Genomic DNA, 20,133 nt, shown 5'->3' on the forward strand with positions numbered 1-20,133 from the left:
CGGGGGGGACTCAGAGCGGCCGAGCATGGCGCGCGGCATCGCGCAGCAGCCCGATCGTGTGCTCGAGCAGGGCGGGCCGGCCCTTCGGCCCCTGCACGACCGTGGCGTAGACATAGGCCTGCACCTTGGCGCGCAGCCGGGCCTCGGCACGCAGTCGCATCCAGTCGCCCGGTGCACTGCCCCGCGCTGGAGCCCCGCCGATCGGCAGCGTTGTCGCCGCGCCGCGCATCAGCCCGCTCAGCGCCGCGCTCCCCGCCGCCGCCCAGTCGCCCAGTTCCTCCATCATGTCGCGCATCAGATTGGTGTCCATCGGCAGCGGCTGCCACTGGAGGTGATGCCAGGCGATCGGCTGGAGCGCGCGATCCGCCTCCTCGATCACCCGCCGCGCCAGCGGCTCGGCCACCTGCCGCACCACCGGGGCGATGCGCGTCGCGACGAAGCGGGTCTGCTCGATCAGCCCGTCGCGCCAATCGGCCTGCGAGAGATCGGCATCGAAGCTCTCGACCAGATCGGCGGCGGCCTGCTGCAGCACCGCACGCGCCATCGCGACGTGCAGATCGCGCCAGCGGCGGATCTCGCCGCGTCCGAACAGGCGCATCAGCACCAACAGAAAGCCTCCGGTATCATCGCGCCAAGCAGACCAGAAACGAGGGTCAAGCTCAACCGTTCACCGCGTCGCGAAGGCAGGGACGCCCGGCGGCACCGCGGCGTTGCGCCAGCGCTCGACCGGCACCGTCTCCGGACGGCTCTCCGGAGAGCGTCGCCGTTGGATTAGAGTCGCTTCCTGTTGGGTCGTGCCGCCGATCCGCGCGCGGGTGCGGACCCAGAAGGTGCTGGAGCGGAACGAGCAGCCCCAGGGCAAGGTGACATGCTGGTCGTCCAGATCCTTGAGCGTCAGGAAGCCCTGGCGCGCGCGCACCTGCACCAGCCGGCTGGCGATCAGCGGATCCTTGAACAGGACGGCCATCAGTTCCGGCTCGGCCGCGTTCAGGTTGATCGAGGTAATGCCGGGCAGCGCCGTCACCATCTTCTCCAGCCGATCGGCCACCTTCGGTTCCACCCCCGCCAGCCGCAACGGGCGCAGATCGGTAACCGGGCCCTGCAACCGGACATATTGGATCGCGGCGACCACCTGCTCGGGCGGCATGCCGATCTGGTTGGCGATCTCCTGCAGCAGCACCACCGAACCCGCCTCGCCGGTGCGGACGGTGTTGATGTTGAAACGGCCCTCCGCATCGCCGATCGCGAGATCGAAGGTGCCGCCTTCGATCGGCGCAGCGGCGACCGCAATCCTGGCCCAGGGCTCGCGCCCATGATCGACGTCGCCCGCCGTCTCGCTGTCCCGCCGAAGCGCGACCAGCGCGGAGAGCTCGCCGCCGCGGACGATCGCCTGGGCGCGCGCCGCCTCGCGCATCCTTAGGCCGCGATCGAGCCCCAGTTCCTCGCGATCGATCATCAGCAGCACCAGTCCGCTGGCGATCGCGACGAACATCAGCACGTTGACCAGGATCATGCCGCGCTCTTCCTCGCGCGGAAGGCCGGGCGCGCTCATTGGACCTGCGGCTCCTGCGCGCGGGCCGGCAGGGTCACCACCCGGTGGAGGGTCACCGGGGTACCACCGGGGCCGGCGGTCTGCACGTCGAGCGCGATGGCGCGCGGCCAGCGGGTCTTGGCCTCGTCGCTGTCGTCCAGCGGCCAGCGATCGCGCCAGCCGCCATCCCAGAAACGCCACCGCGCAGAGACGACCCCCGGCAGCAGCAGCTGCGGGGCCGGCGCCGCGCGAACCAGCACGCCGCCGGCCACCGCGTAGCGGACCGGCGTCGCCAGCCCGCCCGTGCCCGGTGCGCTGCGCGTGAAGGAAAGCCGGTCCCCCCGCCCTTCGATCCTGCCGCTCGCCACCTGATCGAGATCGCTGGTCAGCACGAACATCGTTCGCTGGAGCGCGGCAAGCCGGTCCAGCCGCGCCTCGGTGCGCCCGTTCACCCGCAGGATGCCGTCGACCAGCGCCAAGCCCGCCACCGCGATCAGCGCGAACAACCCCAGCGAGATCATCAGCTCGATCAGCGTGAAGCCGGAATCCCCGGCTTCGCCCTGCTGGGTCACGACCCCGAACTCACCGCGACGCTGGCATAGCCGTCGCGCGAGGCGACCACGATCGCGAAGTCCCGCGCCACCGATCCGTCGGTGCGGAAGCGCACCGGCCCGGTGACGCCGTGGAAGCCCTTGGCATCGACCAACCCGTTCATGTCGAGCGCATTGGCCTCGCGCAGCTTGTTGGCGACACCGGCGGCATCATAGGCGAGCGCGGTGATCGTGCCGGGATCCCCGCCATTCTTCGCCGCGAAGGCCTGGGCGAAGGAAGCGAAGGCGGCCGGATCGGGACAGGCCAGCCACGCGCCGTCCAGCGCCTCCAGCGCCTCGGGACGGTTGTCGAGCCCCTGGATCGTGCCGAGCAATTGCACCCCGCTGCCCTTGAGCGCCCGTGCGGCGGCAAGGACCCCTTCCCCGCTGCCCGGCAGCAGCACCGCATCGGGCGCATCGCCCGCCTGCGGCAAGGGCGCGCCGGGCTTCACCTGCAGCACGCGGAGCGTGAGGCCGATCTCGCTTTCCATGCGCCCGGCCGCGAGGCTGGCGGCGGCGCACCAGGGCGAGCCGTCGTCGATCATCACCACGGATCGCACGCCGCGGGTGCGGGCATAGCGCAGTATCGCGCTCGTCACCTGCGCGGCGGTGATGCCGAAGATCCAGACGCCCGGCTGGCGCAGCACCGAATCGTTGCTGAACGACAGGACGGGCACACGACCGGCAACCGTGCTGCCCACCGCAGGCACTTCCGCCGCGGTGAGCGGGCCGAGGATCAGCGCGGGGTGGCGGCGCAGCGCCTCGGCTGCGGCGCGGGCCGCGCCCTCTGCCGTTCCGGCAGTATCGAATCCGAGAACGAATTCGGCGTTTTCCGCGAGCAAGGCGGCCTGGCGCATGCTACGGCCCAGCTCCGCTCGCGCTCCGGTGAGCGGGAGCAACAGGGCGATGGGGCGCTTGTCCTTCTTCTCGCCCGCCCACGCGTTGGAGGATAGCGATGCCGCGGACAGGACGAGGCCCGAGGGCAGCAGCCGCAGCAGGGACCGACGGTCCATGGCGAACTCCGGATTCAGCGAGTGAGGCACGGCGGCGTCTTATCGTCTTCGCCGGCCTCGGCATAGGGGCCTATGCGCTGGCGATGCTGGCCACCGCACCGGCGAGCCTGCTCGTCCGAAACGTGCCGTGGCGCAGCGGCGTGGCGGGCACGATCTGGAACGGCGAAGTCGGCGTGGCCGGGGGCAGCAAGCTCGAATGGCACATCGCACCGCTGCGCTCGCTGACCAGCCTGGGGCTGGCCGCGGACTGGAACGCGACCGGGCCCGACACCGACCTCGGCGGCCGGGCGCTGGTGCATCTGGGCGGACGGACGGTGCTCGATCATGTCAGCGGCGCGGCGGATGCGAGCCTGCTCCAGGCCGTGCAGCCCGACCTGCCCTTCACCTGCCAGCTGGTGATGCAGGTGGAGATGGCGAAGATCGCGGTGGGCGGTGGGAGCCAGATGCTCGACGGCAAGGTGACGACCGATCCCGGCAGTTGCCGCCCCAAGGCAGCCGGCGGTGCCGCGACGACGGTCCCGGCGCTGCTGCTGACCGCCGAGCATGTCGGCCCGCGCACGACGATCCGGCTGACCCCCGCGACGCAGCGCCGGCAGGTGCTGCTCGATGCGGTGCTGGGCGAGGACGGCACGCTGGACCTCGGGGTCAGCAAGGAAGGCGCGGCGGCGCTGCCGTTCGTCGGCCTGCCCGGCGGGGCACGGATTCAAGGCAAGATGTAACCTAAAAGCCCTCTCCCGCAGGCGAGAGAGGGCTATCTCACACCCCCACCAGGTTGTTGAGGTTGATGATCGGCAGCAGGATCGCCAGCACCATCAGCAGCACCAGCCCGCCCATCACCAGCAGCACCAGCGGCTCGACCAGCGCGACCAGCGTGGCGACCAGCGCGTCGAGTTCGCGCTCCAGTTCGCCCGAGGCGCGGCCGAGCGCGGGGGCGAGCTTGCCCGAACTTTCGCCCGAGGCGACGATGGCGACCAGCATCGACGGGAAGATCTCCGCCTCCTGCATCGCCACGCGCAGGCTGATTCCCTCGCGCACCCGCATCGCCACGCCGAACGCCTTTTCGCGGACGAAATGGTTGGGCGTCACCGCCGCGGCGGCATGGAGCGCCTCGACCAAGGGCACCGCGCTGCCGACCAGCGTCGCCAGGCTGCCGGCGAAGCGCGCGGCGTTCATCTGGCGGCTGAAGCGGCGGAACGGGCGGCGCTCGGCGAAGAAGCGATGGACGCGCAGGCGGTTGGCCGGCACCCGCAGCCAGCGCTCGAAGGCGACGATGCCCAGGCCGAGTACGAGCAGCAGATAGAGCCCGAAGCCCTGGAGAAACGCACTGATCGCGATCAGCGCCCGCGTCAGCAGCGGCAGGTCGGCGCCGCGCGAGACGAACACCTTCACGATGTCCGGCACGACATAGACCATCAGCAGCACCATCATGCCGAACGACACGAGCGCCAGCAGTGCCGGATAGAGCAGCGCCAGTTGTAGCTTCTGGCCGTTCGCCTGGCGGTTCTCGACGAACTCCGCGAGGTGGTTGAGCACGTCGGGCAGACGCCCCGATGCTTCGCCCGCCGCCACCGAGGCGCGGTAGAATTCGGGAAAGGCCTTGGGGTGCTGCGCAAGTGCTGCGGCGAAGCTGCGCCCGTCGAGGATCGCGCCGCGCACGTCGAGCAGCAGCGAACTCACCGCCGGCTGTTCGGACTGGGTGGCGACGAGCCGCAGCGCCTCTTCGATCGCGATATCGGAGCCGACCAGCGTGGCGATCTGGCGGGTGACGGTGGCGAGCGCCCGGGCGCTAACCCCGCCTCGCCCGAAACGCGGCAAGGTGATCGACCCGATCGATCGGCCGCGCACGGCCGCAGGTTCCACCGAAAGCGGCAGCAGCGCCTGCTCGCGCAGCAGCGCGCGTGCGGCGGCGGGGCTGGAGGCCTCGATCACGCCGCGCTTGGCGGCGCCGGTGCGATCGGCTGCGCGGTACGCGAAGGCGGGCATCAGATCCCCCCCCGCCCGTCGCAGATGGCAGCGCTCACGCCTCGTCCCTCACGACGCGGGCGACTTCCTCGACCGTGGTCACGCCGACCTGCAGCTTGGCCACGCCGTCGTCGAGAAGGCTGGGATTGTCGCCCCGCGCATGGCGCTCGATCTCGGCCTCGCTGGCGCCGTCGTGAATCAGCTTCTGAAACACGTCGTCCACCGCGACCACCTCGTACAGCCCGGCCCGGCCGCGATAACCCTCGTCATGGCACTGGTCGCAGCCGACCGCGCGCCACAGCGGCGCCCCCACCGGCAGCGCGCCGCCGAGCAGCAGCGAATCGGCCTCGCTCGCCACGTCCGCGCGCCGGCAATGCGGGCACAGCCGCCGCACCAGCCGCTGGGCGCACAGCCCGACAACCATCGGCGCGAGCAGATAGCGCTCCACCCCCATGTCGATCAGCCGCGTCACCGACCCCACCGCACTGTTGGTGTGCAGCGTCGACAGCACGAAATGCCCGGTCATCGCCGAGCGCACCGCCACCTGCGCGGTTTCCTGGTCGCGAATCTCGCCGACCATGATCACGTCCGGATCCTGGCGCAGGATCGCGCGCAGGCCCCGCGCGAAGGTCATGTCGGTGCGCGGGTTGACCTGGGTCTGCGCCACGCCGGGCAGCTCATATTCGATCGGGTCCTCGACCGTCATCACGTTGCGCTTGCGGTCGTTGAGCCGGGCGAGCGCGGTGTAGAGCGTCGTCGTCTTGCCCGAGCCGGTCGGCCCGGTGACGAGCAGGATGCCGTGCGGCCGCTCCAGCAGGCGCCCGAACACCGCCTGATCGCGCGCGCTCATGCCCAGGCCCGACAGATCGAGCTTGAGCGAGCCCTTCTCGAGCAGACGCAGCACCACCCGCTCGCCATGCTGGGTCGGGATGGTCGAGACGCGCGCGTCGACATCGTGGCCGCCGATGCGCAGCGTCACGCGGCCGTCCTGCGGCACGCGCCGCTCGGCAATGTCGAGCTTGGCCATCACCTTGATGCGGCTCACCAGCAGCGGCGCCAGCGCGCGCGGCGGCTCGATCATGTCGCGCAGCACGCCGTCGACGCGGAAGCGGATGACGAGGCGCTTCTCCTGCGTCTCGACATGGACGTCGGACGCGCCTTCCTTCACCGCCTCCATCAGCAGCGCGTTGATCAGGCGGATGACGGGTGCGTCGTCGCGGGTGTCGAGCAGGTCGTCGACGCTCGCCGCGCTGTCGGCGAGCGCAGCGAGGTCCATGTCGCCAAGGTCGATATCGGCAGCCGCCCCGCCTGCCCCGCCATAGGCCTCGCCCAAGGCGGTATCGAAGGCAGCACCCTCCAACCGCACGAAGCGCGCCCCCGGGGCCAGCCGCTGCACTTCGAGCAGCCCATCCAGCGGGGCATCGGCGCGGTGGACGCATTCGATGCCCTCGCCGCTCGTGCGCAGCAGCACGCCGTGGCGGCGGGCGAAGCTGTACGGCAAGGTCGGCAGGTCGACGATCATCGGCCGAGCTCCACCTGGGCGGAGACATGGCCCGGCGCGCCAAGTCTCTGGATGGCGACACGGCGAATGCGCAGGTCACTGGTCGTGGTCACGTCCGCCATCCAGTGGACAAGCGAGTCGTAGCTGGCATCGGCGATCGTCACCTGCGTGCCGCCCGCGCTGGGTGCGGCGGCAAGCATCAGGCCGAACCCCGCCGCCGACTGGCTGGCGATCGCCTCCGGGGCACCGGTGCGGCGCTGCGGCTTTGCCGCGCTCAGCGTCCCCGCCGCGCGAATGCGGGCGTTCAGCGTCTCATAGGTGCGGATATCGGCCAGCGCCTCGGCTCGCGCACCCTGAATCGGCTTCACCACGCCGTAGATCAGCACGATCGCGGTGAACAGCACCGCCAGCACGGAAAGCAGCGTGCGCTCGCGGGGGGTGCGAGCCTGCCACCAGTGGCCCGAACGCGACAGGCCGGCATCGAGCGTCGGCAGCTGGGTACGGATGAAATCTCTCATGCCGCGCTCGCCGTAATGCGAATGGCGCCGTCTGGCGAGGCCGTGGCCTGCCCCTGGATGCGCCCGGCTTTCAGTGCCTCAGCGATCCGTGCGGCGAGATCGGGCGCGCCGGGGTCGCAGTCCATGGTCAGGACGTTGCCCTCATAGCGGATCGCCCGCACCGCGATGCTGCCGGCGAGCGGGGTGAGCGCGGTGGAAAGGCGCGCCAGCAACGGCACGAAGCGATCGGGCGTCCCCCCGCCGCCCGCAGGGAGCAGATCGGTGACCGTGGTCTTGAGGTCGCCGGTGAGGTTGGTGCCCGGCGCTGCCATCGTCACCAGCGTGCGCGTCTCCGCGGCGCGCCGATCGGCGATGACCCGCAGCATCAGCGCGTCGCCGCCTGCGATCAGGATATGGGCCGCGGCACCGATGCCGAGAATCCAGCCGAGCCGCCGCCAGCCGGTCGATCCACGCTGCACCCGCGCCGCGAAGGCGCCCTGCCGCAGATCGAGTTCGGCCACCGCGACCTCGGCGCGTGCATCATCGTCCCGCAGATCCGGTGTACCGGCATGTGCCGCCATGTCGCCGCTCAGCGGCTCGCCGAGACTGTGAATGCGCGGTCGGCCGGCCGCTTCCCACGCCGAATCGAGCAGCGCCCCCGGCATCGCAAAGCCGGTTCCATCCGCCGTCAGCACGAGCGCGCGGCCCGCACGCAGTTCCACCGCCCAGCCTTCGATTGGACGCGGCAGCGCCAGCACGTCCGGTACCATCGGCGCGGTGCCGAGACCGTTCGCCTCCGCCAGCGCCACCCACTCGGCCATCGTTTCGGCGCGCACCACGCCGACCAGATAGCGGCTGGGCGCATCCGCCGGGCTGGTGCGGGCACCCAGCGCGAGGTGGAGCGATTCGATGGGCTCGGCCACCTGGTCCTCGATCGCGAAGGGCAAAGCCGCCAGCCGCCGGGCGCGATTCGGCAACGGGAGGTCGACAGCGAGCAGTCGCACCCGCTCGGTCGGCACGAGGATGGTTGCCGGGCCGTCTGGCGCAGCTATGATCAGCCGGTCGCCCGCCAGCGTCCAAACACCTCCGGCGTGCGGCGGCGGCAGATCCGGCGTTCGGACGCCGCGTGTCATAGAAGCTTCATGGGTAGGACGCATGAGGCAGGGATGCGCATAAGTTTGAAACCATTTTGTGACATCGCATCGCAGCGCGCCCCGCGCAAGCTCCGCCAGGTCGGCGAGCATGAGGCCGGGCTGACGCTGATCGAGATGCTGATCGTGCTCGTGATCATCGCCGTGGTCGCGGGTCTCGTAACCATGAACGTGATCAACCGGCCGGACGAGGCGCGGGTCACAACCACCAAGGCGAATGTCTCCAGCATCGGAGTCGCGCTCAAGACCTACCGCCTCGACAATGGCGACTATCCCACCACTCAGCAGGGCCTGCAGGCTCTCGTGGAGAAGCCCAGCACCCCGCCGGTGCCGACGAACTGGGCGCAGGGCGGCTACCTCTCCGAGCCGCCGCTCGATGCCTGGGGCAAGCCGTATGAGTACAGGTCGGAAGGCGGCGCCTACACGCTCCGCTCGTTCGGCAAGGACGGCAAGCCGGGCGGCGAAGGCGTGGACGCCGACATCGAGGGCAAGGGCTGATGCGGTTCGGGGGGGCTGGCAGCGCTGCGCGTCGGGCCTCCCAGGCCGGCATGACCCTGATCGAGATGCTGATCGTGCTGGCGATCATCGGTGTCGCCGCTGCCGCGGTGACGCTGGGTATCGGTGCAGCCACCCGCAAGCCGAGCGTGGAGAGCGAGGCCCGCCGCCTCGCCTCGCGTCTGCAGGCGGCGGCCGACGATGCGATGCTGGGGGACCGGCTGGTCGCCTTCACCGCGCAGGCGCACGGCTATGGATTTGCGACGATGAGCCCCAACGGCACGCTCGCTGCCCGCACCGACGATGCGCTTGCGCCCCACACGCTGCCGGGGGGCATCACCCTCACGCTCGACACCCGGCCGCCGGTGGTGCTGGGCGTCGACGGCGCCGGCAAGCCGATGTCGGCGACGATCGACAATGGCAGCCAGCGCTGGCTGGTCCGCTATGACGGGCTGACCGCCACCGCGGTGCCGGTGCCGGCCTCCTGATGCGCGACGAGCAGGGCTTTTCGCTGATCGAGGCGCTGGTGGCGCTCGCCGTCCTCGCCATCGCGACGGTGGGGCTGATGCGCACCGTGCAGAGCCATATCGATTCGACGCGCGGCGTGGAGCGCCGCGCCGCCGCGATGTGGGTCGCCGAGAATCGCCTCGCCGAGATGGAAGCCGGGATCGCGGGCGCGCCGCAGGTGGAGATGCTGGGCGAGCGCTGGCGCGTCGCCGTCGACAAGCGCAGCACCGACGATCCCGAAATCGTGCGGGTTCGCATCAGCGTGTTTCCGGCCGCCGACAAGACGCCGCTTGCATCGCTCGACGGGTTCGTGGACGGACGCAACGGATGACCCGCCTCGCCCTCACCTCGCGCCAGACGCGTACCGCGCTCGATCTGCTGACCGGCGCGATGGTCGTATCGGTCGCCGTCGCGCTTGCCGGGTTCACCTGGCGGATCGCGGGCCATGCCGGCACCGGCGCGATCACCGTGCCCTCGGGCCGCACCGGCCCCGCCGTGGCGCCGGACATGGCGCCGGCGATCGCCCTCGCCCCGTTCGGCAAGGCCATGGTGGTCGATGCGCCGCAGCCGACCACGCTGCCGCTGGAGCTGAAGGGGATCGTCGCGGCGATCCCGGCCGAGCTTTCCACCGCCTTCATCGCGGTGAGCGGTGCCCCGGCGACGGCATTCCATGTCGGCCAGGCGGTGAACGGGGCGACCATCGCCGCGATCCAGCGCGACCGGGTGCTGCTGGACAATGGCGGCCGGCGCGAATTCCTCGCCTTCCCCGATCCGACGCTGTCGCCGGAGGCACGACAGGCGGCGGCAGCGGCCGACCCGCCGCCCGGCGATGCGCCCGCGATCGCGCCCGCGCCGCCGCCAGGACCGCTGCCGGGCAACAGCGCGGCTGCGCTCCAGAAACTGGGTGCGACGCAGACCGCCGAAGGCTTCCGCATCGGCAGCGGCGGCCCGCCGGGCATGCAGGCCGGCGACGTCATCACCTCGGTCAACGGCACCGCGCTCACCGATACCCAGGCCGCAAACGCCGCCTTCGCCGCCGCCCAGCAAAGCGGCTCGGCCCAGGTCCAGATCCTGCGCGACGGACGGCGGATCACGCTGACCGTCCCGCTGCACTAGAAGAGAGAACCCCGTGAAGATTCGCCCCGCCATCGCCTGCCTCGCGCTCGCGCCGCTGCTGCTGGACCCGGTGCTGGTCGCCGCCCAGACGGCCGCCGGTGGGCCGCAGGATGCCGCCGACGTGGTGATCAACATGCGCGGGGTGGAGATCGCCGATGTCGCCGACCAGATCTCGCGCATCACCGGCCGCACACTGATCCTCGACCCCGCCGTGAAGGGGGTGGTGACGGTCACCTCGTCCAGCCCGCTGACGCCCGGCGGCGTCTGGGACCTGTTCCAGTCGGTGCTGCGTGCCAACGGCTATGCGGCGGTGCGCTCGGGCCGTGCCTGGCGGATCGTGCCCGCCGCCAACGCGGTACGCGACGGCGGCCTGCCCGCACGCGGCGCTGCCGGGCAGGAGCTGATGACGCGGATGGTCCGCCTTTCCAACGTGCCCGCCGCCGATGCCGCCCGCATCGCGCGGCCGCTGGTGGCGAGCTTCGGCAGCGTCGAGCCGCTGACCGCACCCAACGCCGTCGTCATCACCGACTATGCCGACAATGTCCGCCGGATCGAATCGATCATCCGCCAGCTCGACGGCGGCGGCGGGGCGACCTTCGCGGCGATCGCGCTGAAGAACGGCAGCGCGCCGGCGGTGGCGCAGGCGGTGCAGAACGTGCTGGGCGGCGATTCCGGCGCGGGTACCCGCGTCGCCGCCGACGAGCGCAGCAACACGGTGATCGTCCGCGGCACGCCCGCCTCGGTCGCGGAGGGCCGCCGCATCATCGCGTCGCTCGATCTGCCGGGCGGTTCCACGCCGATCACCCGCATGTTCCGGCTGAACTATGCCGATGCCGAGACCGTGACCGACGTGCTGCGCGGCGTGCTGGGCCTGGGCGAGAGCACCGACAATCCCGTCGCCAACAGCCTGTCGAACGGTGCGAGCAACCCGTTCGCGCGGCTCGCCTCGCAGAGCAGCCTCTCGAGCGGGGCCAGCGGCGCCGCCGCCCTTTCCGCCGGCACCACCGGCATGTCGAACGGCACCGGCGCGACCGGGCTGCAGGCCGCCACCGGCACGACCACGCCGATGATGCAATCGACCACGCCGAAGACGCCCAAGGGCTTCGCGACGCCGGACCTGACGGTGCAACCCGCGCCCGAGCTGAACGCCATCGTCATCCGCGGCGCGCCGAGCGCGATCGCCTCGATCGAGCCGTTGATCCGCGACCTCGACGTGCGCCGCCCACAGGTACTGATCGAGGCCGCCATCGCCGAAATCACCGGCGACGATGCCGAGGCACTGGCGGTGCAGATCGGCACCAGCGGCGCGGTGCTGAGCCGGGTGACCGGCGCGGCCACATCGTTCAACACCGCCGGCACCTCGCTCGGCGCGATCCTCACCACGCTGGGCGTGCCCGCAGGATCGGTGCTCGGCACCGGCGGAAGCGGCTTCACCGGCAATTTCCGGATCGGCGACGATTTCTCGGTGCTGCTCCAGGCGCTGGGCACCTCCACCCGCGCCAACCTGCTGTCGACGCCACAGATCACCGTGCTGGACAATGTCGCAGGGGAGTTCATCGCCGGCCAGAACGTGCCGTTCGTCACCGGCTCGATCCTCACCAACTCCAACTCGGCAACCCCGTATAACACGATCGAGCGCAAGGACGTGGGCATCACGCTCCGCGTGCTGCCCCGGATCAACGCGGGCGACACGATCCGCCTGCAGGTGAACCAGGAGGCCTCCGCGATCGCCAGCACCACCGTGTCGCAGGCATCGGACATCATCACCAACAAGCGGGCGATCAACACCACGGTGCTGGCCGACAACGGCTCCACCATCGTGCTGGGCGGCCTCACCGCCGACGATTTCCAGGATACGCGCCAGCAGGTGCCGGTGCTGGGCAACATCCCGCTGATCGGCGAGCTCTTCAAGAGCCGCCGCGAGCAGCACCAGAAGCGCACGCTGTTCATCTTCCTCAAGCCCACGATCCTGCGCGACGGCGCCGATGCCAGCGCGGCGACCAAGGATCGCTATGCCCGGCTGCGCGCGGACGAGGCGGACAATGCCAAGCGCAACAGCCTGCTGCTCGCCCCGCCGCCGGCGCGGCTGAAGGTGGAGATCGACGGAATCTATTGAGCCGGCGGTGCCGGCTCGGCTGCGGGCATCGGCACCCGGGCGCGCTGGCCGCCGCGGCTGAACAGCGCGGCATCGATCGACAGCGATTCGAGCCTCCAGCCGTCGATGCTGTCGCCGATCGCCAGGGTCCGGCTGGTCCCCTGTGCGGTGCGGACCAGCGCCACCGCATCGCTGCCCAGCCGCCCGACGACACCGGTGAGCACGGGCGCGTCCGGCGGCAGCACCGGCTCGACCGGCGCAGCGAACAGCGGCCGATCGAAGACATGGGCCAGCGGCGGCTCGGTGGGGGACCCCAGCGGGGACGCCCGGCGCACGGGCGCGGAAGGCGCTGACTTCCCCGGCGTCAGCAACAGGACCGGCAACACCGCCGCCGCGATGCCCGCCAGTGCGAGTGCGATCCGCTGTGGCTGCGGGATCATCGGGTCGCCCCCACGACGACGCCGCTGAGGCGGACGCCGCCCCCTTCCGCCGGGTCGACCCGCCAGTTGCGGAATCGGAGCATCGGGCGCTCGCGCTCGATCGCGTCGGCCAGCGCCAGCACCGCCTTTTCCGGACCGGAGACCCGCACAGAAACCGCCACCAGCGGCGCGGGCATCGTCACCGGCGCGATATCCTCCACCAGCACCCCGCCGCCGCGCGCCAACCGATCGATGCGGGACCGGATCGCAGAGGCCGCAGTTTCCGCGGGGAAGGCGATGTCCGGCCGAACCGCCGGGCTGCGGTCGACCGGCGTGGCAAGCGCCGTCGCCGCCTCGCTCCGCGCCGCACGCGCGGACGACAGTGCACCCAGCGCCGCACCGGTCCAGGGTGCGAGCAGGATCGCCAGCCCCAGCCCTGCCAGGCCGCCCCACAGGATCGGCCGCCGGGTCACGGCGCTGCCTGCCGCAGCAGCACCAGCGTACGGCCTTCGCCTTCGCGCTGGCGCACGTCGCGCAGACCGGCGAGCATCGGGTGACGCCGCATCGCGCCGCGCAGTGCATCGGGATCGCTGGTCGCCACCTCCAGCTCGATCGTACCGTCGGCGCGACGCTCGGCACGGGTGAGCGTATCCGCCTGCGGCAGCGCCGCCGCCACCCGATCCAGCAGGGCGGCGGGCCCCGGCTGGGCGAGTGCCGCGCCCAGCACCGCCCGCGCGGCATCGCGCGCGCGCTCGGCCTCGCGGCGCGGCGCCAGCCGGGCATCCATCGCGGCCGTTTCCGTCATCGCCCGTACGCGAAGCACATGCGCCCCGAGGATCGTCGCTGCCGGCCCGGATGCGACCAGCAGCGCCAGCACCGGTGCGATCCAGCCCGCGTGCCGCGGCGCCGCATCGCGCGCGCGCGCGCCGCCCTGCGCGCGCACCTGGGCGAACAGGCGTCCAGCCAGACTGGGCGCGGGCGGCGGCAGATCGGGATCGGAAGACGCTGGCGTCATCCGCCGCCGCTTAGCCTGAAGCACCGACTTGGCAAGTGTCACATGGGTGACGCTTTTTCGTCGCGCCCGGGTAATGCATCCGCCATGCGCGCTTCACGCGCCTTCCCCATGGGGAACCATCCCGGGCGGGGCACGCCCGGCCGCAAGAGGGGAACCCGATGACCGACCAGATCGAGACGCCGTTCGGCTATAGCGACGGCGATGTGGATACCAATCGCAGCACGGCGCCGACGCTGAACGCGCTTGCCGACCAGCGCTATTCGCGCCGTACGCTGCTCCGCGGCTCCAGCGCGATCGTCGCGGCATCGATGGGCGGCTCGCTGCTCGCGGCGTGCGACAACAAGGTCTCGGCGACGGACGGCAACCCCGCGCCGGTCGTCAACGGTGGGGCCGCCACCGTCACCAGCTCCGGCCGCACCGTCACGCTGGTCGCCACCGCGACCGACGACAAGGGCGTCAGCGCGGTCGCCTGGACGCAGACCGGCGGCCCGGCAGTGACGCTTACCGGCGCGAACACGCTGAACCCGACCTTCCTCGCCCCGGTCGTCTCCTCGGACACGGTGCTGACCTTCCAGTTCGCCGCGACCGACGCAGGCGGCAAGACCGCTTCGGCAACCACCACGGTGACGATCAGCCCGCCGGCGCTGGGCTTCGCCGCCGTCGCCAAGAACAAGCTCGACGTGGTGACCGTGCCCGCCGGCTACACGGTGGGCGTGATCAACCGCACCGGCGACCCGATCGCCGCGGGCGTGCCCGTCTACAGGAATGACGGCACCGACACCAATTTCGCCCAGCGGATCGGCGACCATGGCGATGCGCTCTACTGGTACGGCCTGAACAGCGCCGGCACCGCGCGCGACGCCACCGGCTCGACCCGCGGCCTGCTGGTCCAGAATCACGAGAACATCAACCAGCAGTATCTGCACGTGAACGGCGCGACGACGGTGAACGGCGCGCGTCCCGAAGCGGAGGCGCAGAAGGAAATCGACTGCCACGGCGTGTCGGTAACCGAAGTCAGCGAAGGGACCGGCCGCGCATGGAGCGTGAAGCAGGATTCGGCCTATAACCGCCGCCTCACGCCTGCGACGCCGATGGTGTTCAACGGCCCCGCGCGGGGATCGGACCTGCTCAAGACCGCCTTCTCGCCCACCGGCGTGGCCGGGCGCGGCACGATCAACAACTGCGCCAATGGCACCACGCCCTGGGGCACCGCGCTGACCTGCGAGGAGAATTGGGCCGGCTATTTCCGCCGCAGCGGCGATACCGCCAACCGCGCCGCGAAGGAACTCACCGCGCTCAGCCGCTACGGCGTGACCAGCAGCACCGGCAATTATGGCTGGTCAACGGTGACGCCGGCGGATTCGACCAACACCTTGTTCCGCCGCTGGGACGCGCGGGCGGGCACCGGCACCGCCACCGACGACTTCCGCAACGAGCCCAACCAGTTCGGCTGGGTGGTAGAGATCGATCCCTATACGCCGGCTGCCGCGCCGCGGAAGCGCACCGCGCTCGGCCGGCTCGGCCATGAAGGCTGCTGGCCAGGCGCGTTCGTCGCCGGCAAGCGTCCCGCCTGGTACATGGGCGACGATGCACGCCGCGAATATATCTACAAGTTCGTCTCGTCGACCGCATGGGATGCCGCCGATGCGAATGCCGCGGATCGGCTGGCTATCGGCGACAAGTATCTGGACAACGGCACGCTCTATGTTGCCAGATTCAACGCGGACGGTACCGGCAGCTGGCTGCCGCTGGTGTTCGGGCAGAACGGCATCACCGCGGCCAACGCCACCTATCCCTTCGCCAACCAGGCCGATGTGCTGGTGAATGCCCGCCTCGCCGCGGACGTGGTCGGCGCGACGCCGATGGATCGCCCGGAATGGACCGCGGTGAACCCGGTGACCGGTGAAATCTACGTCACGCTCACCAACAACAACGCCGCCGGTCGCCCGCTCACCGGCACCGACGCCGCCAATCCGCGCCACTATAACGATCCCTATGGCACGGCGAAGACCGCCAATTACGGCAATCCCAACGGCCACATCATCCGGATGAAGGAAGCCGATACCGAGGCGACGAGCTTCAGCTGGGACATCTACGCCTTCGGGGCGGGCGCGGATCTCGACAAGACCAACATCAACCTCTCGTCGCTCGACGACAGCAACGACTTCTCCAGCCCCGACGGCATGGTCTTCGCCCGCACCACCCATGCCGGCGGCCAGGTGAAGCCGCTGATGTGGCTGCAGACCGACGACGGCGCCTATACCGACGTCACCAACTGCATGATGCTCGCCGCCCAGCCGGGCACGGTGGGCGACGGCGGCGCGCGGACGATCACCAACACCGGATCGACCGGCGCCACCGCGACCCAGGCGACCCGTATCGGCGCGGCGCCGGGCGCGAACCTGCGCCGCTTCCTCGTCGGGCCGGTCGAGTGCGAGATCACCGGCGTTGACTCCACGCCGGACGGCCGGACGCTGTTCGTGGGCATCCAGCATCCCGGCGAGAACGGTACGCCCGCGGCGCCGACCAGCAAGTGGCCGGACAGTCAGGCCGGCGGCACCGTTGCCGCGACCGTGCGCCCGCGCTCCGCGGTGGTGGTGATCACCAAGAATGACGGCGGCGTGGTCGGCCTCTAAAGGCCTCGGCCTGTATCTGCTTGGAGGGAGGCCGCATGGCCTCCCTCTTTCGTTCAGGCCTATGGCGCCGCCGCGCTCTTAGGATACTACGGGCTACAGCGGCTGGGAGACACTGAGCATGCAGATCGCGGTACTGACGTTCGACGGCTTCAACGAACTGGATTCGTTCATCGCCGCCGCGATCCTAAACCGGCTGCGGGCGCGGGGCTGGGCCGCATATGTCACGTCCCCGGCCGAGGAGGTGACCTCGCTCAACGGCGTCACCATCCGGCGCCAGAAGCCGCTCGCCTTCGCCGCCGAGGCCGATGCGGTGCTGATCGGCAGCGGATCGCAGACGCGCGAGATCGCCGGCGATGCGGGCCTGCTCGCGCAGATCCGGCTCGATCCCGCACGCCAGCTGATCGGCGCGCAATGTTCGGGGACGCTGCTGCTGGCGAAGCTGGGCCTGATCGGCACCCTGCCCGCCTGCACGGACCTGACCACCAGGCCCTGGGTGATCGAGGCCGGCGTAGAGGTGCTCGACGCCCCCTTCGTCGCGCATGGCAATGTCGCGACCGCGGGCGGGTGCCTCGCCTCGCAATATCTCGCCGCCTGGATGATCGCGCGGGGCGCGGGGCTCGCCGCCGCACGCGAGGCGATCCACTATGTCGCGCCGGTCGGCGAGAAGGAGGAGACGGTCGCCCGCGCGCTCCGCGCGGTGTCGCCCTTCCTCCTCGCCGAGGCCGACCTCAGCGATCGGTGCGGCTGACGATCTTCGCGGTACCGTCGGGCGTGATGGAGACCATGTGCGCCACGCCGCCGCTGCAATTGGCGCGCCACAAGGGCAGCCCATCCTGATCGGGCAGGCGCTGCGAGCTTTCGACATGGTCGCACTTCAGGCCGGCGTCCATGATCGCGCGGATGAACACCACGTTGCGCTGCGCGTCGTTCATCGCGATCACCTGCGCGGTCACGTTGTTGCCCGCATCGCCGTTGTCGACCACCGCATTGCTCTCCGCCGCGGTATCGAGCGCGGCATTGCCCGTCGCCTCCTGGCTCTTGTTGCAGCCAGCCAGCGCCACCACCGCAAGGCCGGCAAGAAGGATGCGCTTCGTCATGGTCCCACTCTCCAAATCGCCCGGCGCGGATGCTCCGCGCCGGGGCCGTTCCATCATGCCGCCAAAGCGCGCGCGATCGTGAAGGTTCCGGATGGAACCGCCGCGATCAGCGCTGATACGCCTTGGGCAGCGCCCCTTCCACGGGCTTCCAGTAGCGGTCCCGCAGCCGGGTCTGGCGGGTGGTGAGCGACTGCTCGATCCCGTCCACATAGAGCTTCACCGGCGCGGTACCGATCTCCAGCGGGTCGCCGTCCCACACCACCACGTCGCCAGCGCGGCCGGGGCGGAGCGAGCCGAACGCATCGCCCATGCCCATCGCCTCTGCCGGCTTCGCGCTGATCGCCGCGAAGGCGGCATCCCAGCTCAGCCCGGTTGCGCCCGGCACGCGCGACAGCGCCACCAGGTTGCCGGCATATTGCTTCTCCAGCCGCGCCTGGCGCGCCTCGTCGTCGTTGATCGTGCCGATGCCGACCAGTACGCCGGCCGCCTGCATCCGCCCGATGTTCGACTGGGTGGCGGCCAGCTGCTCGAAGCTGGCCGGCAGGTCGTTCAGCGCGTTGGCGAGTACCGGCACGCCGGCGGCGGCGATGTCCTTCGCCACGGTCCAGCCCTCGCTGGCGCCGACCAGCACCAGCTTCAGCCCCGGCGTCTCGCGCTTGAGCTGGAGCAGCACCAGGATGTCCGATGCGCGCTCGACATGGACGAGCAGCGGCACCTTGCCCTGCACCACCGCCGCCAGCGCCTCGGCATCGGCGCGGGTGAGCAGCGCATCCTTGCCCCGATCCGCGAAGCTGGCCGGATTGCGGGCATAATCGCGCGCCTCCAGCATCGCGTTGCGCAGCATCGCGATCGCCGCGGGGCGGCTGCCGCCGGCCAGCCGGCCGCCGCTCTCGCCATATTCCATGAACTGGAAGGCGCGCGGGCGGGCGACGGCATGCAGGTCGCTGCGGGTATCGATCACCGCGCCCTGGCCCGCGAAGATCGAGCCCTTGCCGGTATCCGGCGCGACGACGGCGCGGGTCACCCCGTCCGCCCGGTTGATCGCGATCGGCGTCGCGCGCGGGTTGACCGCCGGGCTCACGTCGAGCGCGGCGTTGAAGGGCGAACTGCCCGCCGCCGCATCGTTGGTCACGCCGACGCCGTCGATCTCGACGATGCCCAGCCGCGTGAAGCCGGCGAAGATACCCGGCGTGACATAACGCCCGCCGGCATCGACCACCTGCACGCCCGCCGGCACCGCCACGCCACGGCCGGCCGCGACGACCTTGCCGCCGCGCACCACCACGGTGCCGCCGTCCACGGGGGCCGATCCGTCGCCGATCACCAGCTTGGCGTTGGTGATCGCCACATCCTGCGCCATCGCAGGGACCGCGAGCGCCGCAAGGGCCGCCGCGGCAAGAAACAGGGTCTTGCTCACTTCACATCCCCCTCGCCCGGCTGGCCGAGCTCGAAATCGGAAACCGGACGGCGCTTGGGATCCTTGGCATCGTAGAGCAGCGCGCCGTCGACCCACACCATCTCCGGCCGGGTGTAGACGCTGAACGGATTGCCGTTCCACAACACCACGTCCGCCATCTTGCCGGCCTTCAGGCTGCCGGTCCTGTCGGCGATGCCCAGCGCGATGGCGGGGTTGATCGCCAGCCACTTCCACGCCGTTGCCTCGGACACGTCGAAGCCGCCACGGATCGCCGAGGCGCGCGCCTTGGCGACTTCCTGGTTGAGCCGCTGGATGCCGTTGGCGTCGTCCGAATGGATCATCGCGCAGGCGCCTTCCTTGTCGAGGATGGCGAGGTTCTCGGGCACCGCGTCGTAGGATTCCATCTTGAACCCGTACCAGTCGGCCCAGACGGCGGCGCAGGTGTTGTTGGCCTTCAGCAGATCGGCGATCTTGTAGGCCTCCACCGCATGGTGGAACGCCGAGACGTGGTAGCCGAACTCCTTGGCCATATCGAGGACGTTGGCCATCTCGTCGGCGCGGTAGCAGTGGTTCTGGACGCGGATCTCGCCGTCGAGCACGCCGCGCAGCGTGTCCATCGCGATGTCGCGGCCGGGGGCCTCGCCACCGTCCTTCTCATATTTGTCCCAGCGGCGCTTGTACTCGGCCGCCTTGGCCCAGGTCTGGCGGTCGACGGCGATGTTCCCCATCCGGGTGGAGGGTTCCCGACCGCGGCTGCCATAGACGCGCTTGGGGTTCTCGCCGCACGCCATCTTCAGGCCGTAGGGCGCGCCGGGGAACTTCATCCCCTGCATGGTGCGGGCATAGACGTTCTTCAGCACCACCGAACGGCCGCCGAACAGGTTGGCGGAGCCGGGCAGGATCTGCAGCGTGGTGACGCCGCCATTGACCAGCGCTCGGCCGAAGCCCGGATCCTGCGGCCACACGCTGTGCTCGGCCCAGACGTCGGCGGTGACCGGCGAGGTCGCCTCGTTACCGTCCGACAGCGCGTCGACGCCCGGCGAGGGATAGTCGCCGAGATGGCTGTGAATGTCGATCACACCGGGGGTGAC

Annotated in this window: 22 protein-coding genes; 8 read left to right on the forward strand and 14 right to left on the reverse strand. The window is 70.8% G+C overall.

All coding sequences use genetic code 11. The annotated features are described in order from the left end of the window. Nucleotides 1–10: 10 nt before the first annotated feature. The 4 genes from KK7_RS0103100 to KK7_RS0103115 all read right to left on the reverse strand — a co-directional run bounded on the left by KK7_RS0103100 (nt 11) and on the right by KK7_RS0103115 (nt 3,134). Nucleotides 11–598 carry a hypothetical protein gene (locus KK7_RS0103100; RefSeq protein ID WP_040597503.1) on the reverse strand — a complete coding sequence of 196 codons (588 nt, stop codon included), beginning with the start codon at nt 596–598 and terminating at the stop codon, nt 11–13. Nucleotides 599–667: 69 nt separating this feature from the next. Further along, entirely contained in the window at nt 668–1,552 is an 885-nt protein-coding gene (locus KK7_RS0103105) for a type II secretion system minor pseudopilin (RefSeq protein WP_010543182.1), read from the reverse strand. Beyond that, the gene (locus KK7_RS0103110; RefSeq protein ID WP_010543183.1) at nt 1,549–2,103 is read right to left on the reverse strand and encodes a type II secretion system protein GspJ; all 555 of its coding nucleotides are present in this window, start codon (nt 2,101–2,103) and stop codon (nt 1,549–1,551) included. Before KK7_RS0103110 ends, KK7_RS0103105 begins: the two co-directional genes overlap by 4 nt. Further along, nucleotides 2,100–3,134, reverse strand: coding sequence for an ABC transporter substrate-binding protein (locus KK7_RS0103115; protein WP_010543184.1), 1,035 nt, complete (start codon nt 3,132–3,134; stop codon nt 2,100–2,102). The genes KK7_RS0103110 and KK7_RS0103115 overlap by 4 nt, the downstream gene beginning before the upstream one ends. An 83-nt stretch (nt 3,135–3,217) precedes the next feature. On the opposite strand from KK7_RS0103115, the gene KK7_RS0103120 reads away from it, so the two are divergent. Beyond that, nucleotides 3,218–3,853, forward strand: coding sequence for a hypothetical protein (locus KK7_RS0103120; protein WP_010543185.1), 636 nt, complete (start codon nt 3,218–3,220; stop codon nt 3,851–3,853). Nucleotides 3,854–3,890: 37 nt separating this feature from the next. Here the strand turns inward: KK7_RS0103120 and KK7_RS0103125 are convergent, their stop codons facing one another. From KK7_RS0103125 to gspL, 4 genes are read right to left on the reverse strand one after another with little or no spacing between them, the layout of a single operon-like run. Continuing rightward, a complete protein-coding gene (locus KK7_RS0103125) occupies nt 3,891–5,117 on the reverse strand; it encodes a type II secretion system F family protein (protein WP_010543186.1) in 1,227 nt (408 codons plus the stop codon). A 34-nt stretch (nt 5,118–5,151) separates the two neighbouring features. Continuing rightward, entirely contained in the window at nt 5,152–6,618 is a 1,467-nt protein-coding gene (locus KK7_RS0103130; protein ID WP_010543187.1) for a GspE/PulE family protein, read from the reverse strand. Continuing rightward, nucleotides 6,615–7,115 carry a type II secretion system protein GspM gene (gene gspM, locus KK7_RS0103135; RefSeq protein ID WP_010543188.1) on the reverse strand — a complete coding sequence of 167 codons (501 nt, stop codon included), beginning with the start codon at nt 7,113–7,115 and terminating at the stop codon, nt 6,615–6,617. The genes KK7_RS0103130 and gspM overlap by 4 nt, the downstream gene beginning before the upstream one ends. Continuing rightward, on the reverse strand, nt 7,112–8,227 hold the full coding sequence (gene gspL / locus KK7_RS0103140; protein ID WP_010543189.1) for a type II secretion system protein GspL: 1,116 nt from the start codon (nt 8,225–8,227) through the stop codon (nt 7,112–7,114). The genes gspM and gspL overlap by 4 nt, the downstream gene beginning before the upstream one ends. Before the next feature lie 45 nt (nt 8,228–8,272). On the opposite strand from gspL, the gene gspG reads away from it, so the two are divergent. The 5 genes from gspG to gspD are packed head-to-tail and all read left to right on the forward strand — an operon-like array spanning nt 8,273 to nt 12,479. Next, nucleotides 8,273–8,743, forward strand: coding sequence for a type II secretion system major pseudopilin GspG (gene gspG, locus KK7_RS0103145; RefSeq protein WP_010543190.1), 471 nt, complete (start codon nt 8,273–8,275; stop codon nt 8,741–8,743). Continuing rightward, complete coding sequence (locus KK7_RS0103150; protein ID WP_010543191.1) at nt 8,743–9,228, forward strand: GspH/FimT family pseudopilin; 486 nt, start codon at nt 8,743–8,745, stop codon at nt 9,226–9,228. Before gspG ends, KK7_RS0103150 begins: the two co-directional genes overlap by 1 nt. Further along, a complete protein-coding gene (gene gspI, locus KK7_RS0103155; RefSeq protein ID WP_010543192.1) occupies nt 9,228–9,578 on the forward strand; it encodes a type II secretion system minor pseudopilin GspI in 351 nt (116 codons plus the stop codon). Before KK7_RS0103150 ends, gspI begins: the two co-directional genes overlap by 1 nt. Then, nucleotides 9,575–10,363, forward strand: a complete 789-nt coding sequence (locus tag KK7_RS0103160) for a type II secretion system protein N (protein WP_010543193.1) — start codon at nt 9,575–9,577, stop codon at nt 10,361–10,363. Before gspI ends, KK7_RS0103160 begins: the two co-directional genes overlap by 4 nt. Before the next feature lie 13 nt (nt 10,364–10,376). Next, the gene (gspD, locus tag KK7_RS0103165) at nt 10,377–12,479 is read left to right on the forward strand and encodes a type II secretion system secretin GspD (RefSeq protein WP_010543194.1); all 2,103 of its coding nucleotides are present in this window, start codon (nt 10,377–10,379) and stop codon (nt 12,477–12,479) included. Here gspD and KK7_RS0103170 read toward each other — a convergent pair. Genes KK7_RS0103170 through KK7_RS0103180 form a run of 3 tightly spaced genes read right to left on the reverse strand, consistent with a single transcriptional unit; the run spans nt 12,473 to nt 13,892 of the window. Beyond that, complete coding sequence (locus tag KK7_RS0103170) at nt 12,473–12,898, reverse strand: hypothetical protein (protein WP_010543195.1); 426 nt, start codon at nt 12,896–12,898, stop codon at nt 12,473–12,475. The genes gspD and KK7_RS0103170 overlap by 7 nt on opposite strands. After that, entirely contained in the window at nt 12,895–13,350 is a 456-nt protein-coding gene (locus KK7_RS0103175) for a hypothetical protein (protein ID WP_010543196.1), read from the reverse strand. The genes KK7_RS0103170 and KK7_RS0103175 overlap by 4 nt, the downstream gene beginning before the upstream one ends. Then, nucleotides 13,347–13,892, reverse strand: coding sequence for a hypothetical protein (locus KK7_RS0103180; RefSeq protein ID WP_010543197.1), 546 nt, complete (start codon nt 13,890–13,892; stop codon nt 13,347–13,349). The genes KK7_RS0103175 and KK7_RS0103180 overlap by 4 nt, the downstream gene beginning before the upstream one ends. A gap of 158 nt (nt 13,893–14,050) precedes the next feature. Here KK7_RS0103180 and KK7_RS0103185 point away from each other — a divergent pair, with 158 nt between their 5' ends. Next, nucleotides 14,051–16,528, forward strand: a complete 2,478-nt coding sequence (locus KK7_RS0103185; RefSeq protein WP_010543198.1) for a PhoX family protein — start codon at nt 14,051–14,053, stop codon at nt 16,526–16,528. 118 nt (nt 16,529–16,646) lie between these two features. Further along, a complete protein-coding gene (locus tag KK7_RS0103190; protein ID WP_010543199.1) occupies nt 16,647–17,276 on the forward strand; it encodes a DJ-1/PfpI family protein in 630 nt (209 codons plus the stop codon). Here the strand turns inward: KK7_RS0103190 and KK7_RS0103195 are convergent. The 3 genes from KK7_RS0103195 to KK7_RS0103205 all read right to left on the reverse strand — a co-directional run. After that, on the reverse strand, nt 17,257–17,625 hold the full coding sequence (locus tag KK7_RS0103195; RefSeq protein ID WP_010543200.1) for a hypothetical protein: 369 nt from the start codon (nt 17,623–17,625) through the stop codon (nt 17,257–17,259). The two genes, KK7_RS0103190 and KK7_RS0103195, sit on opposite strands and share 20 nt — an antisense overlap. Before the next feature lie 106 nt (nt 17,626–17,731). Next, on the reverse strand, nt 17,732–19,042 hold the full coding sequence (locus tag KK7_RS0103200) for an amidohydrolase family protein (RefSeq protein WP_010543201.1): 1,311 nt from the start codon (nt 19,040–19,042) through the stop codon (nt 17,732–17,734). Next, a partial coding sequence (locus KK7_RS0103205; protein WP_010543202.1) for an amidohydrolase occupies nt 19,039–20,133 on the reverse strand: 1,095 nt, incomplete at its 5' end. The genes KK7_RS0103200 and KK7_RS0103205, both read right to left, overlap by 4 nt.

This window comes from Sphingomonas elodea ATCC 31461 (assembly GCF_000226955.1).
Classification (GTDB): domain Bacteria; phylum Pseudomonadota; class Alphaproteobacteria; order Sphingomonadales; family Sphingomonadaceae; genus Sphingomonas; species Sphingomonas elodea.